The sequence below is a fragment of the Spirosoma pollinicola genome (assembly GCF_002831565.1).
GTDB classification, from domain to species: Bacteria; Bacteroidota; Bacteroidia; order Cytophagales; family Spirosomataceae; genus Spirosoma; species Spirosoma pollinicola.
The window spans coordinates 711,915-727,662 of the sequence record NZ_CP025096.1; the positions used below are offsets into that span (position 1 = coordinate 711,915).

Below are 15,748 nucleotides of genomic sequence, written 5' to 3' on the forward strand. Positions count from 1 at the left end.
TCCAATTTCTGAAGCTCTGTCAAAGCTATTGTCTTTGGGCTAGTGTAAAATTGATCTAGCGTGCTGGTGGTTACTTCAAAGATTTCCCTTTAATCCATATTGAGCGTATCAAAGCTATTTTTATAATGGTGGCTTAGTAAACAGAACAAATTTAGATCTGATTGTCGATTGAGGTCAATTTTATAAGTGCTGGTTATTCCATATCAAGGTAGGGTGAATAACTAAGTTAAATTTTTTACTTTCATTATTTGTAACTGGATGCTAACAAATGAATTTTGATTTCCAAAACGGGAATTTTCCCGTTTTTTAGCAGGTTGCATTATGCGATATTGCGGTGAAATTATCAATCAGCTATGAACAAATTATTAATCTCTTATTTGCTATTCCTATTTGCATGTTCAAATAAAAGGGAAGGCCAAGAAAATAGTTCCATAGACTCTGTTGTCAGTTTATCATCCGTTCATAGTAAAGGAGATTCTATACATGACGAAGCGGACGATGTGACTAATAATTTTTATGAAGGGTACTTAATGGAGAACCCAACTGAAGATTCAATAAAAATATTACTTAATGGAGATCCTGACACTACAATATTATACGGACAAAAATATAAGGGGCAATTTTTGTTTGAAGGAGATATTCTAATTGACTACCCCGATACGAATGCAATGGGCTTGGCTGAAGGAATTACTACTATGAGTCGAAAGTGGTCAAAGCCGAATGGCGTTCTGACTATCCCTTATGAAATAGCTCCAAACTTCCCTGATCCTGACAGAACTAAGCAAGCAATGGATATGTGGTCAAAAGAGGTAGGTGTTGTTTTTAGAAAAAGAAAAAGTACAGACCCTCATTCTATATTTTTTGTAGAGACATCTGAAGGCTGTTTTGTAAACCAAGTAGGAAGATCAGGCGGAGAACAGCCTGTTAGCCTTTCATCCGAATGCAAGGTAGGTAACATAGCTCATGAAATTGGCCATATTTTAGGGCTGTTTCATGAGCAGTCGCGCTCTGACAGGGATAAATATGTAGAAATTGATCCAAAACAAGCAGGAGGACGAGCTTCTCAGTACAAATTCGCAAAGGACACAGACCCAAATGGCCGTCCAATGGATATGGGTAATTATGATTTCAATTCTATTATGCACTATCCCGAGAGAAGTTATTTTCGCGTTAAACAACCTTATCGAGTTAAACTCAATTTCGGCATTCCTGGACAGAGAGACAGTTTAAGTCAAGGCGATATTAAAGCAATTAAAGCGATGTATTCACTCCCATGAAATTACTATTATTTACCTTATCGTGCTTATTTGTGTCAATTTGTTTAAGAGGGCAAGATAACTGTTCACGGTTACAATTTTGTAGTCATGCATCCTCAGATATTACAACTAATAGAGTACGAACTTATTTAAATATGCCCTCTCGCAGCGATTTGATACAAAATGTAAATAATGCACAAAAAATTGTCAATAGAATTCTTTGCCTTGCTAAATCATCTTCTGTAGCTATAGCTGTTAGAGCTGCTCCATGTCCAAACGCAATTGCTGTTAACTGTGCTGATAAAAAGTATATACTGTTTAGTACAGACTATTTAGAGCAAGTTATGAATTCAGCCGATAGTAGTGTAATATATGGAATTTTTGCCCATGAGGTTGGGCATCTCATCAGGGGCGACGCCTGGCTTGGGGGAAATAGGAAGCATGAAGCCGAGTTAAATGCGGATAAATTTGCGGGCCATATAATGGGACTAGTAAATTTCCCAAAGCAAGTTGCAATTTCTACATTAACTAATGTGAATGTGGACTCTACTAAAACACATCCTGCAAAAGTAAAGCGCGAATTAAAGATTGAAGAGGGGTGGATTAATGGACAAGCGAATCGTAAAAAAATTGATACTACTTCATTAGAGTACATTATGGCCTGTAAATTAGATTCAGACAGCCCATTTAGAATTAGTTATGGATCACTTATTGAGTCTAAGAATAGCCATAAACTTTACCAAGTGCAATGTGCTATTCAAGGCGATAGCGGTAAGTTGAAAACGATTAAAAGTATTACGTACTTTCTTCACCCTTACTATTTTGAGGAAAATTCGTTGAGATATGAAGGTAATCAAGTATTACCGTTAGAAATTTGGGGATCGTTCGAATTAAGAGCATCTGTAGTTTGTGTAGAGGATGGGGTTACCAATGAGTATTTATTAGGAGAAACCATACTTGTTATTGATAAAAAAACAGGCAAAAGGGTAACAAAATTAGATATCACCGATGTATATGCTGATGATATCGCTACTGATAGTAGAAGAGAAAAAAAAGTTCGGCTAATGCCACATAATTAGTATTCACATTCAAAATAAATCAAAACAATGTTCAAAACATTTTCCTTTGTTATAGTAGTAAGCCTTTTAACTTTAAGCTGTAAGAATGACTCAGATCAAGAACCTACAGAGCAGGAAGCGCAGGCTACTTTTGATGCTATAAAAGCAGATCCTTTATTAGGTTCAGTGCCTAAATTTAAGGAAAGCATAAATGATTCGGATTCGTCACAACTTGCTCACCTCGTAAATGAAGCAGCTCCAGTTTGTTCTGCTCCACAAAGCATTAGTAGCCTAAATAGTGGAACAGATTTCAAGGTCTACAAATTTGACAAAGATTTAGCGGCTAGTGCAACAGCTATGGGATTTACTGGCAGCATCGGAAAGAAAGAGATGGTATTTATCGAAGACTATATCCGATACAGTTTCGTAAACTGTGCTGGTAAACGGGTTAAAATGGGTATAGGATTAAGATGCTTTATTCATGTGAAAAGCCTCAGGGGAAAACTTGCAACAACATCATTACCTTCAGTCGCAGCAAGTGTTGAATTAGGTAGGGCTAATGCATCTTTTGAACTTAAAGCTTTGGGATTCGGCATTGATGGTGATGTATTAGCAGATGGCCTACAATCCTCAGCCGGAGAATATAATGTTGACAATTTTGGGAAACTTGCCGTTACTTTCAATAACACTCTCAAACTACTTAAATCAGGCAGTAATCTTAATATTAGCCCTGTTGAATTGCCCGAATAAATAATATTGCACACATGTTTGAAAATTCGGTAAGATCAGATTCTCGGTAATTAGGAATTAACCGTAACATACTAGTTTCAATTTTAACTGAGATGTGCCCAAGTAGTCATACTAATTTTACTTAGCTTGTAAGATTAGTGTGACTACTTAATAGTACTTAATATTCTTATCTATGAGAAAGCTATTTCTCCTCATGACTTGCATTTTAGCACCGATTTATGTGGCTGGGCAAGGATATTGCGATAGATTAGAGTTCTGTAGTCATTCTTCATCAGATATGACATTTGAGCAAGTGAAAAGTTTTTTTAGCGACAACGTTGCTAAGCCTTCAATAGAATCTGGTCGAAGGATATACAATCTAGGATCCTCTACAGAGTCAAGGACTCCTCCATCACCACATTTAGTTTCGAAAAAAGAGCATAGAAAGCAACCCCTTGACCCAAATGGAGCGGCCCCTGTACGTGGAGCTATTTCTGAGAATTCTATACTAAATATTCCTTCCCAAAACCGTATTTTAGAAAATATTAATACTGCACAAAGGATTGTAAATCGAATATTATGCTTGACCAACAATCCTGACATCAAAATAAATGTGAATACACATAGGAATTGTCAAAACGCAGTCGCAGTTCATTGTATAGAAGGAGATTATATTTTTTATAGTACAACTTATTTAGAAAAATTAATGAGTTCCGCAGATAGTAATATAGTATATGGAATTTTTGCGCATGAGGTTGGGCATCTTATAAGAGGAGATGCTTGGATTGGAAAAGAAAAAAGGCACCAAGCCGAGCTTAACGCCGACAAATTCGCGGGGCATATAATGGGTCTGATGAATTTACCACAGGAAATAGCTATCGCGTCGTTAAACGACGTTGATGTAAATATTACCAAAACACATCCTGCAAAAATTAAACGTGAAGCAATAATTGTTAAAGGGTGGTTAGAAGGGCAGGCAAATCGTAAAAAAATTAACTCTGCTTCAGTAGCTTATCTTATGGAGTGTAAATCAGATGATGATAGTCCTTTTAGAATATACTATCTAATGCAAGGTAAATCTGAACAAAAGACAGGTTTTTATAATATTGCATGTCAAATTGTGGGCACTCCTGAAAAACTAAGAACTATAAAAAAAGTTACATATTATTTACATCCTTCTTCTTTCGAGAAGAATTCAGTAAAGTACAAAGGTAATCAAGTCCTATCCTTGGAAATATGGGGATCTTTTGAACTTAGAGCATCAGTTGTTTGTGAGGAAGATGGTATTGTAAACGAGTACCAGTTGCAAGAAAATTTAGCTATTACAGATGGAAAAGGTAGATCAGTAGATAAAGGATTTGTGCCAGATGTGTATATCGATAATATTGATTTCATGGATAAAAAAGAAGCTAAAATTTCTTTGGTGCCTTTAGTGAAGGAGGTTAACTTTCCCTCTAAGCTCCTCCGCCCTTCAAAGAGATCAAGAATTAAATCAAAACCAGAAATGTCACCAAACGAGGAAAATATTTTTGTGGATCCTACAAATACTAAACCGCCTAAAGATTTATGAGTGGATATTCTTAAAAATAGAAAAAAATGGAAAGTCACTACTCAGACTATAGAGGCTGTAGCTACAGATGTAATTGAACTCAATTACTGTCATTGAAGCTGATGAAACATAGACTTATTTTCGATTACGTTTTTACCAAGTACTATATATGTTTATTCGAAACTACTTGGTTTTGATAAATTCCATGTCCTTAAAACTGTAGTTACCTACACCTATCGGTTTGCTGACAGAAAATACAATATTTTAAAGTTGTTTAGATTGCAAAATTTGTAAACCTCACAAATTTATCTTCCCCAAGTACGCTGTGTATTTATAGATGCCTCCCCAGTATTAATTACTCGCCCCACATTAACATTGACCTCCTATCCCCCCCGTCAGTTTATAGGCAGAAAAATTCAATGGTTCAAATTTAGCCATGTAAGCTTTTTTTTGAATGCAATATAAAACACTGTTTTTCGACGGTCTTCTAGTTAGCAGTAAATTTACTCTGTTTATGACATTATAGCATTTTATTCTTTCTGTTTAACTGGAAGATAGATATTGCTATAGGTTTTAATCAAAATGACTAGAGGTTAAACGGTCATACTAATTCATTTTTCACATTTTAACCCCTTTCAATCATGTTGTCAATAACAGATTATGAGATCCAGCCTTCTAGATGGCAAATCCCTGAGATGGATGAACCCTTAAAAGCAACAGTAATTAACGAAGCTCCTTCAAGTGAAGGAGCTTTTATTTTGGCTAATACATTACCAACTTCCTTGAAGGAAATTCAAGAGCATCACATTATTCCTGTTTACAGTAAGGATAATGAGCCATTGATTAGTCATTGTGACTTTATTGAAGCAGCTGTTGAGACAGTCCAAAGGCTTTTTCCATTTGAGACAATTTTAAATCCAGCTATTCGCATATCACATCCTATTAAAGGCAGGATTCCATCAGCTCGTAACAAGCCAGCTAAAGACCTTGAGGATTGGGAAAAGACGCTTTATTATGAGCGAGCAGCTTTCGCTATTGAAATTCCATCGCTTAATGAAACGATTGACGGTAATACATTATCACTGACGATTGGTGGTGTTAAAGCTTATAACCTCGATAGTTTACACCAGAAGAAAGGAGTTGACGAGCATTTCAAGCTTTTTATTGGTTTTCAGAATAAGGTCTGTACGAATCTATGTGTTTGGTCAGATGGCTATGTATCAGATTTACGGGTGAAGTCTATTGATCAGTTGACCAAAGCCATTATAGATTTAGTCGTTCGCTATCAAGCTGAGAAACAATTACAAGCCTTATCACAGCTAACAGATTATTACCTTACTGAACATCAATTCGCTCAATTTATTGGGCGCTGCCGTCTTTATCAATATCTACCACAAGTTCAAAGAAGTGAGATACAACTATTGTTGATGGGAGATCAACAGGTAAGTTGTATAGCCCGTGATTATTATAGAGATCAATCGTTTTGTCGAATGCCTGATGGGACAATAAACTTGTGGAGATTGTATAATCTTTTTACAGGAGCTATCAAAAGTAGTTACATAGACACTTACTTAGATCGGAATGTCAATAGCTTCGCACTTGTAAATGGTCTTTTACAAAGCTTGCAAGGTTTGCAAACTCCACAAAACTGGTTTTTAAATTAAACTATTTTACAAAGGCTCTGAATACCAAAATTTAGAGCCTTTGTTATTTTTTATGTAACACAATTGATCATTAATTTATAAGGGAATCACGTATTTTTGATTAATAACCGTATATAATCAATTTATGGATCCTTTTTTTGTTGCTGATTTTCTTAGTTGATATTGGCATAAGCAACTAACAATCAATCTCTTAATAAATGATTGTATGTTATTGTTGCACAGTAGTATTAATTATTTGTGTTATATGTATGTTTGTAAATATCAAATTAAGTACCCCTAGATGATTTGTAATCGAAAACAAACATCTCAGACACATAATTTCATATAACAATATAAACTTATTCAATGCACTCAATCTGCACTTGTTTTACTCTTCATAGCGATAGTGTAAAAATTAATGCATTTCAAGTGAACCCATTGAATGTGATACATTAGTTAATAAATTCAATATAAAATTACACCTACAATAATGTCTTCTGAAAAGCTAGGCTCTATATGGAGAAAATGGGATCTTCATGTGCATACACCTTTTTCATCTTTAAACAACGGTTTTGGCACAAATTGGGATTTATATGTCAAAGCATTGTTCCAAAAAGCCATAGCAAACGATATATATGCAATAGGAATAACAGATTATTTTACTGTAGATGGTTACAAAAAAATTAAAACAGAGTATTTAGATGACTCTGAAAAAATGAAATCTTTATTAACCGACGAAGAAATTTCTAGAATAAAAGAAATAATAATACTACCAAATGTCGAGTTTCGTCTTGATATTTTAATTACAGATAAAAATAATAAAACCAGTAGAGTAAATTTTCACGTAATATTTTCTGAAGAAGTACCCATATACCAAATAGAAGAAAACTTTTTACACAATATAGATTTCATAGTAGAAGGCCAACCGCAAGGTTTAGATCAAAAACGTAAGCTTAAAGTGATTAATTTAATTGAACTTGGGCAAAGTTTAAAAAAACAGCATAGCAAATTTACGCAATCTTCACTAATAGTTGGCATGACAAACGCTAGTGTAAATTCATCACAGATATGTGAACTGTTAGATAATAATTTATTTAAAGATAAATATCTATTAGCTATACCTAGTGATGAGGATTTAAATCGTATAACATGGGATGGACAAGGCCACAACACAAGAAAAAATTTAATTCAAAAATCAGATTGTCTCATGACATCTAATGCCAATTCTATCGAATGGGGATTAGGCAAAAAACATAAAGATGTGCAATCATATATAGATGAATTTAAATCGATAAAGCCATCTATTTGGGGAAGTGATTCTCATGACTTTGACGAATTATTTCATAAAAATAAGGATAGATATCTATGGATAAAATCAAGTTTAAGTTTTGACGGATTAAAGCAAATTAAACATGAACCAAAAAGGGTTTATATAGGTATAGAACCAGAAAGCAAAAGGCACATTGATTTAAATCCATCATTATATATCGAAAGATTATCAATAAAGAAAACTTCTAATTTACCATCAAACGAGGAGTGGTTTAATAATCTTGATATTACATTAAATCCTGGTTTGGTTGCCATAATTGGAAATAAAGGTAGTGGTAAGAGTGCTATTGCTGATATAATTGGTTTGTGTGGTAATACAAAAAATGTTAAGAATTTTTCTTTCTTGACTGACCAACGTTTCAACATGCCGCCTGAAAGAAAGTCACAGTACTTCGAGGCTACAATGATGTGGCGAGATAAAATAGAAAATAAGTTCTCGCTATCACACAAAGCTAGTGAGTTTGAAAATGAACGAGTAAAATATCTACCGCAAAGCTTTCTCGAAAAACTTTGCTTAGGTGAAACTGAAAAAGAATTATTTGAGAATGAACTAAGAAAAATCATTTTCTCTAGATTACCAATCGAGAAGAAATTAGGCAAAAGCTCTTTAAATGAAATAATCACTTTCAAATCTGAAATTCATAGACAAGCAATTGAGCAAACTAAGGGAGAACTAAATTTATTAAATAAAAGAATAATCGAATTTGAAGCCCAAAATCAATCTGAATATAAACAAAGAATTTATGAAGATATAAATGCTGTTAATAAAAAATTAATTGCTTTATATGAAAAAATGCCAGTTGAGCCTCGTTCTAACTTAGATAAAATAAAAAATACAATTAAAACAGATGCTACACAACAATTAGAGTCACAAAGAGTAATACTTGAAAGTATTGAATTGCTGATTAATAATATTATACAAGAGAAGGAAAGTATTTTCATTGAGGTTCAAGAGCTACAAAATTCAATTAAATTTTTTAAGTCTTTTAAAATACAAACAGATAGATTAATATCCCCACAAATTAATTTGTTAAAGGGCTATTCTATTGATATTGGTGATGTATTTAATTATAATGTCAATACATCACCAATTGAAGAAATTTTGATTTTTAAAAAAAGAAGGTTAGAAGAAATAAATTATCTAATTAAGCCTAACGCTTCTTTTTTCAACAACTATAATGATAAAATTTATTTAGACCCCTTAGAAATAGAAAAGCCAACTAGTTTATACAAAATTAAACAAGATATCGAGAGTTATATTTCTGACCTACAATCAGAGTTGGACTTACCAGCCAAGGAATACCAACTATATTTGAGTAAGTATAATACATGGCAGCAAGAAATAGATATTTTAAACATTGAAGCAAACCTACTTGAAAAGCGAAGAGAATATGTTGATATAATACTTCCTCAAGCTTTAGCTAGTCATTATAAGGATAGAGTTGAACTTCTTACGAATTTATTTTACCAAAAACAAGAAATAATAAAAATATATAAAGAATTATTTGAACCCGTAACATCATTCAAAAGTGAATACCATTCACAACTTAAGAACTATAAAATAGATTTTGATGCAAATTTTAGTATCAATCAGTTTATCGAAAAATTTGAAAGCTATATTAATTTTGGCAAGTCTGGCAGTTTTTTTGGAAGAGATCAAGGTCTAAAAAAACTTAATCAGATATTGGATAGCTATGATTTAAACTGCGTAGATGGCTTGATATCATTTTTAGATGATTTAATCAAAAACTTTTTGATTGATCATAGAACAGAGGATTTCATTCCCAAATCCATCAGTTCTCAGCTTAAACAAAATGTCAGGATAGAAGATTTTTATGATTTTATATTTAATTTAGAATACTTAAATCCTAAATTTCAATTAAAATTAGGTGACAAGGAAATAGAATCTCTTTCACCAGGTGAAAGAGAAGCTCTATTGTTAATTTTTTACCTTTTGTTAGATAATGATAAAATACCACTTATAATAGATCAACCTGAAGAGAACCTAGATAATCAGAGCATATATTCAATTTTAGTACCTTTCATTCAGGAAGCGAAAGAGCGTAGGCAGGTTATACTGATAACCCACAATCCAAACTTAGCAGTCGTTTGTGATGCAGACCAAATTATACATGTGAAAATAGATAAATATTATAAGCATACGATTTCATGCACAACAGGTTCTATTGAGAATCAGAGCATAAATCAATTATTAATTGAAGTCCTCGAAGGTACTTTCCCTGCATTTGACATAAGAAATCAACGCTATAATATCACTAGATCACGTATGCTATTCAATTATTTAACTTAAATTGTTTGCTATAACTTGTCTCGAAGTCTTTTTTTACAGTGTATTAATTCTAATTGCTAGTGAATTATTTAACAATAAGTACACTATATCTAATAAGAAACAAATCATTGAGCATAGCTCCAAATATTGGAGCTAAATTGTAAACTTAAAATTAAACGTAAACTTGTTTGATATCCTTTGACAAAAGATATTCAATTGGATATTTTATCACATGAGATATCAATAAATTAAATTAATTATTGTTAAAGGAAATAAAATTAAAGTCAAACCTAAAATGAGAATTATCCAACTTTCTGATATTCACTTGTCTAGTAGCAATATAGCTGAATTGCGCAATTATTATTTAGAAGCTTTAATAAATGATTTAGATAAATTTCATAACGATAAACCAATTGATATTATTTTATTAACTGGCGATCTTGTGGATAAAGGAGGTGAAAAACTAGGTGATTCTCCTTACGAAATTTTTAAGGAAATTTTTATAGATAAAATTCAATCTAAATTCAATTTAAACAATAATCAAATATTATTCATTCCAGGCAATCACGATATACAGCAGGAGCATATTGACGACGATATCGAATTTGCTTTGACAGCAAAATTAACTAAGGAATTAGCGAATGAAAGACTTAAACAGCAAAGAGATAAGATTATAATTACAAATAAAAGAGTAGAAAAATTTAAAGAGTTTGAAAAATCATTTCATAAAGATAGAGTTGATTACATCTTTTCATATAACGAATCTTTAGCAATATTTGAATCAGATGGACTAAAAGTTGGATTCGCTCTTATCAATGATTCGTGGAGATGTTCTCCATCGCTTAAAAAAGAAAACCATTTTATAGGAACAGATCAGCTTTTTAATTCTAAATCCATTTTTGAACAGAATAGTACATTAATTAATATAGCAGTATTCCATCACCCACTTGATTCATTTAATAACGACGAATTAGAGAGTATTAATAATATATTACAAAATCAAAAATTTGATATTGCTTTTTTTGGGCACATTCATCAAAACAATTATCAGGTTATTAAATCTTCTACAGGCGGTTTATTAATGATTAATGGCAGATCAGCTTTTAATAATTCAAATGAATTACAATCTAAATATCAACCTGGATACAATATTTTCGATTTAGATATTAATAGTAAAAGGTATACATTATATGCTAGGAAATTCATACTTTCTGGATTTAGATTTGAAAAAGACGTTGATTCACTACCAAATGGACAAAAATCTGGTGTTCTAGGACAATCATCTTACCATTTACTAAATAATGAAACTCAACAATATGATGTAAATCTACCAAGTGCTTACAGTGCAGATGTAACTAAAATAGTTACACTTTTGATTGGTGATTCTTTATATCCCAAAAAGTATATTTTCGTAAGAGAGTTAATTCAAAACTCTGTTGATGCATGTAACAGAATCAAAGGAAAATATCCAAGCTTAACGCCTAAAATTATTGTTCATATAAATTTTCAGGAAAACTCCTTTGAGATAATTGATGAAGGAGATGGCATGAATAAGAGAGTGTTAAGAGAAAATTTTGCAATAATTGGGAAAAGTATTAGTCAAGAATTTAACCAGGGGCTTAATCAGAACAATTTAATATCTCAGTTCGGAATAGGCTTTATAAGCACCTTTATTGTAGCAAAAAGTATATATATTAGAACTGAAAGCGAGGAAGATGGTTTGATAAATTTTGAAATTGAAAACGTTTTTGAAGGATTCACTTATAATCCCTTACCGACTTGGGAAGCAATAAGACCAAAGAACACAGGAACATCAATTAAAGTATTTTTAAAACCTAATTTTTTCGCTGCACAAGGATTACAAGATGTTACACAATATTGTAGACACATATCAAATTTAGAATATTACTTTAATGGTCAACCACAATCACGATATGAATCTTGGAATACAGAGGGTGGAAAATATTTTTTCAATTTAGATGATTTAAGGTATACATGTAGAATATCTCTCGGAACTCAATCCAATAATTTTATAGCATCAAATGCTGGTTTTTATATTAACACCAATTCAACACAGTTATTACCACCTTATTTTCCGTCAAATATTAGTGGTGAAGTTAATTTCACTCCTAGATCTATTGATTTTGATTTATCTAGGACTAATATTATGGAATCTGCAAAATCAATTGATTTTAGAAGAACAATTTCTGTTACTGTCAAAAAACTTTTTAGAGAAGCTATTGATTCAAAAGATACCGAACTACTTCCATCAATATTAATATATTTACAATACTATTTAGCTTATTTTGATATTAATTTCCACACAATGAATCAATCTTATTTAGACTTTTATTCAAAAAAAGAATTAATACAAATATGTTGTGAATCATTAACTTTTGAATATAAATATTCATTTAAAAGTTTAAAAGATATATTAGTTTTATTGAATCACTATGGAATTAATACTATTTATATTAACACTGATAATGGGCTAAATGAATTAATATCAGTTTACTCGAAATATTTAAATGGTATCGGTAATTTCATTTTTCGCCCACTTGATGTGGTTGCTCCGTTTTTGAATAACTCTCAAAATTTCAATACATTTCAATCCATGCAAGTTATTGCACTTGAGTATGGAATGCAATGTATAAACATCGGAAGTATTGTTCATCAAGAAATTGATAAAATACTTATTAGAGCTGAAATAGTTCCGAAAAAATTGTCAATTTGTATAGATAAAATTAAAGATACAAATTCTATTGAAGTTAAATTTGCTCAATTTGGTACAGATTTTAAACTTCTTCTGATTTCATATCAAATTTATTATATAAATTTCGATCATCCATCATTCCAAAGCTTACTAATTAATATTGAAGGATATTCAGATGAAACCATAGATATATATGTCCATGGAATACTTGAACTTAACTTAGGCTTAAGAATTTAGATCTTTAATGTGTAAATATTAATGCAAATCAGCGTTATTATCCACAATGCTTTTTTGGAATTAGGCGGAAATAACTTAAATATATGTTATCTTTTAATTAATCTGTATTAAAGTTCAACCATAGTGTTTAGCTCATAAATAACAGCTAAACCTTCTACTATTTGGTTCGAGTTTTCAACTGTTGGGACTACTAAAAGTTAAAAAAGCCCGCAAATCATATTGATCTGCGGGCTTTTTGTTTTACTGTTACTCAGGTAGCCGCCGTTTGGCGCATATACAAAATAAGAAACAACTAAAGCATTTGATCGGCATTCGTTGCGAAGTATATATTGAGAAGTAGATCTCTTTTATTAGGGCTATTATCGGGATGAAAAGAAGTGCTCGTCTTCTAGCAATGTGCTTTCTTATCTTTCATAGTCTCTATATTGGCTGACTTTTACCCCTACTCTGGCCTTCAATGGTTTTAATGAGAAATCGACTATGAAAAACGTGCTACTGGGTTTCCTGCTGGCCCTGTTTCCCTTCACACTTATTGCTCAGAAACCCGTGCCGGTCAAACCGCGCATTCTTATTAGCACCGATATTGGCGGCACAGACCCCGACGATAATCAGTCAATGACCCATTTCCTGATGTACTGTAACCGGTTTGAAACAGAAGGACTTGTTTCATCTCCCTCCTATGGTTATGGTACGAAGCAGCATATTCTGAACATGATTGACCTCTACAAGAGCGATCTTCCCAAACTGAGCCAACATCAGAACAACTATCCTAAACCTGATGCCTTGCGGGCCGTGTGTAAACAGGGGCGACAGGGTGCGGCTCCCTTTAAAGGCTATACCACAGCCACCGAAGGGTCGGACTGGATCATACACTGTGCCCATAAAAAAAGCGAACAGCCTTTGTGGGTGCTTGTTTGGGGTGGGTTGGAAGATCTGGCACAGGCGCTGCACGACGACTCTTCGATCCAGACCAAAATCAAGGTTTACTGGATTGGTGGACCTAATAAAAAGTGGAGTGCAAATGCCTATGCGTATATCGCACAGAACTTTCCGAACCTGTGGTTTATCGAAGCGAATGGATCGTACAACGGCTTCTTTTCGACGAATGGCTTACCTGATAGCCTCAGTAACAGCAACTATTACGACCGATATATACGCGCTGCCGGTCAGTTGGGGAAAGATTTCAAGAACTATTATAAGGGCAATATCAAGATGGGCGACACCCCTTCATTGCTCTATATGATGGATGGCAATCCAAACGACCCGCTCAAAGAAAGCTGGGGCGGTAGTTTTGAAAAAATTAACCACAGTCCACGAACCCGGTTTACCCGCAACACCACACTTGCCGATACAGTCGGTGTATATTCGGTAATGGAGTTTCACCTCAAAGGGCCCAAAATCAATATTCGGGCTGATTCTGCCTGCATTACAATGACCGTTCAGGCCCAGATTGGTGAGCAGAAATGGCCGGGTTATTACCTGGGCAATGGCAACTACGCAATCAAGTATGTTCCCAAACAGACTGAAACACTGACCTATACGATCAGCTCACCGATTCCAGGCTTCCCTCCACAGAGCGGTAAATTTGTTGTAAACAACACCTGGCCGGGCAAACGCAGTACCAATGATTTTGTGTTAGGTACGCACTGGTACTCCGATCGGAAAGACTTATCGCTTTTTGATGACAGACAACAAGGCGGCAAAACGGTACTCAAATGGCGTAGTGCCGTGTTGCTGGACTGGGCAAGGCGTTGGGCATGGTTGTATGATGCCCAACTTAAACCAACTGGTGGCCGGGATACGTCATTTACCGTAAAAGGCTCTTACCTGCGTGAAAAGAAAAATTACCCAGACATCAGCCTGGCCGATTCAACGTTGCCAGCGGGAATCCGTGTTGACAAAGCGATTACATACAGCAAACCCATTGCAGGAAGAGAACTTAAACTTGATGTCTTTGCACAGCCCGTTGTTTCCGGAAAAGCTCGTCCGGCTATTGTCATGATTCACGGGGGAGGCTGGCGTTCGGGCGATCGGTCGCATAATAACACGCTGGCTGGTCAACTGGCCGCCAAAGGTTTTGTGGCCGTTCCGGTCGAATACCGCTTGTCAACAGAAGCCTTATACCCGGCCGCTGTACATGATATTAAAGCGGCCATTCGCTGGGTGCAGGCCAATGCGAAGAAATACGGCGTTGACCCCAACCGAATGGTCGTACTGGGTTTTTCGGCAGGGGGACAGTTGGCCGCGCTGGTAGGCACCACCAACGGGCAGGCAACATTTGACGGGACAGGCGGTAACGCTCGTTATTCGAGCGCTGTACAGGCTATTGTCGATATTGACGGGGTATTGGCGTTTATCCATCCGGAATCGGGCGAAGGCGATGACTCGAAGTCGATATCGGCAGCTACCTACTGGTTCGGCTATTCCAAAACGAAGCGGCCCGATTTATGGCAGGAAGCATCAGCACTTAACCATATTGACAAGCATACGCCCCCAATTTTATTCCTGAATAGTTCTGTTGAACGTATGCACGGCGGACGCGACGATTTGATAAAAAAACTCAATAATTTCGGTATCTATTCCGAGGTACACACCTTTCCCGATGCACCCCATACATTCATGTTTTTTAACCCCTGGTTTACACCAACCCTGACGTATATCACAAATTTCCTGAACAAGGTCCTGCCTGCAAAATAAATGGTCTATGATGGCTCAGCAGTGAATTATTGAAGCTGTTTTAGGGTATGTTTCCGAACGAGCTTTTGTCATCCCGACGAAGGAGGGATCTTCGGTAGTAGTGTTTTTTGTTCCTACCGAAGATCCCTCCTTCCTCGGGATGACAAAAACCACTTATTACCAACTCATTTATGAAAGTTTAAACAGCTTCGTAGAGAAATGAGCCTTAATTGATCATTTTCCTATTCAACTAATGCAGTCAGCCCCA

The 15,748-nt window shown here is 34.5% G+C and carries 8 protein-coding genes; all 8 read left to right on the forward strand.

Features of this window, described 5'->3' with window-relative positions:
• The first annotated feature begins 353 nt into the window (after nucleotides 1-353).
• Nucleotides 354-1,277 carry a M12 family metallopeptidase gene (locus tag CWM47_RS03055; protein WP_100986305.1) on the forward strand — a complete coding sequence of 308 codons (924 nt, stop codon included), beginning with the start codon at nucleotides 354-356 and terminating at the stop codon, nucleotides 1,275-1,277.
• Between the two features lie 134 nt (nucleotides 1,278-1,411).
• The gene (locus tag CWM47_RS03060) at nucleotides 1,412-2,335 is read left to right on the forward strand and encodes a M48 family metalloprotease (RefSeq protein ID WP_100986306.1); all 924 of its coding nucleotides are present in this window, start codon (nucleotides 1,412-1,414) and stop codon (nucleotides 2,333-2,335) included.
• A gap of 27 nt (nucleotides 2,336-2,362) precedes the next feature.
• Nucleotides 2,363-3,064: a hypothetical protein gene (locus tag CWM47_RS03065; protein ID WP_100986307.1), complete on the forward strand. Its 702-nt coding sequence runs from the start codon at nucleotides 2,363-2,365 to the stop codon at nucleotides 3,062-3,064.
• 172 nt (nucleotides 3,065-3,236) lie between these two features.
• Nucleotides 3,237-4,613 (forward strand): pYEATS domain-containing protein, encoded by a 1,377-nt coding sequence (locus tag CWM47_RS37970; protein WP_157815888.1) that lies wholly within the window; start codon nucleotides 3,237-3,239, stop codon nucleotides 4,611-4,613.
• Between the two features lie 620 nt (nucleotides 4,614-5,233).
• Nucleotides 5,234-6,256: a DUF3871 family protein gene (locus tag CWM47_RS03075; protein WP_240625684.1), complete on the forward strand. Its 1,023-nt coding sequence runs from the start codon at nucleotides 5,234-5,236 to the stop codon at nucleotides 6,254-6,256.
• Between the two features lie 469 nt (nucleotides 6,257-6,725).
• Entirely contained in the window at nucleotides 6,726-9,875 is a 3,150-nt protein-coding gene (locus CWM47_RS03080; protein WP_100986309.1) for a TrlF family AAA-like ATPase, read from the forward strand.
• 274 nt (nucleotides 9,876-10,149) lie between these two features.
• Nucleotides 10,150-12,804, forward strand: a complete 2,655-nt coding sequence (locus CWM47_RS03085; RefSeq protein ID WP_100986310.1) for a metallophosphoesterase — start codon at nucleotides 10,150-10,152, stop codon at nucleotides 12,802-12,804.
• 480 nt (nucleotides 12,805-13,284) lie between these two features.
• On the forward strand, nucleotides 13,285-15,501 hold the full coding sequence (locus CWM47_RS39055; RefSeq protein WP_100986311.1) for a nucleoside hydrolase-like domain-containing protein: 2,217 nt from the start codon (nucleotides 13,285-13,287) through the stop codon (nucleotides 15,499-15,501).
• Nucleotides 15,502-15,748 lie beyond the last annotated feature (247 nt).

Excerpts from the sequence above, each read along its gene's own strand:
- CWM47_RS03060 (WP_100986306.1), top strand. The coding sequence starts at position 1,412 with ATGCCCTCTCGCAGCGATTTGATACAAAATGTAAATAATGCACAAAAA.
- CWM47_RS03065 (WP_100986307.1), top strand. The coding sequence starts at position 2,363 with ATGTTCAAAACATTTTCCTTTGTTATAGTAGTAAGCCTTTTAACTTTA.
- CWM47_RS37970 (WP_157815888.1), top strand. The coding sequence starts at position 3,237 with ATGAGAAAGCTATTTCTCCTCATGACTTGCATTTTAGCACCGATTTAT.
- CWM47_RS39055 (WP_100986311.1), top strand. The coding sequence starts at position 13,285 with ATGAAAAACGTGCTACTGGGTTTCCTGCTGGCCCTGTTTCCCTTCACA.
- CWM47_RS03075 (WP_240625684.1), top strand. The coding sequence starts at position 5,234 with ATGTTGTCAATAACAGATTATGAGATCCAGCCTTCTAGATGGCAAATC.
- CWM47_RS03055 (WP_100986305.1), top strand. The coding sequence starts at position 354 with ATGAACAAATTATTAATCTCTTATTTGCTATTCCTATTTGCATGTTCA.
- CWM47_RS03085 (WP_100986310.1), top strand. The coding sequence starts at position 10,150 with ATGAGAATTATCCAACTTTCTGATATTCACTTGTCTAGTAGCAATATA.
- CWM47_RS03080 (WP_100986309.1), top strand. The coding sequence starts at position 6,726 with ATGTCTTCTGAAAAGCTAGGCTCTATATGGAGAAAATGGGATCTTCAT.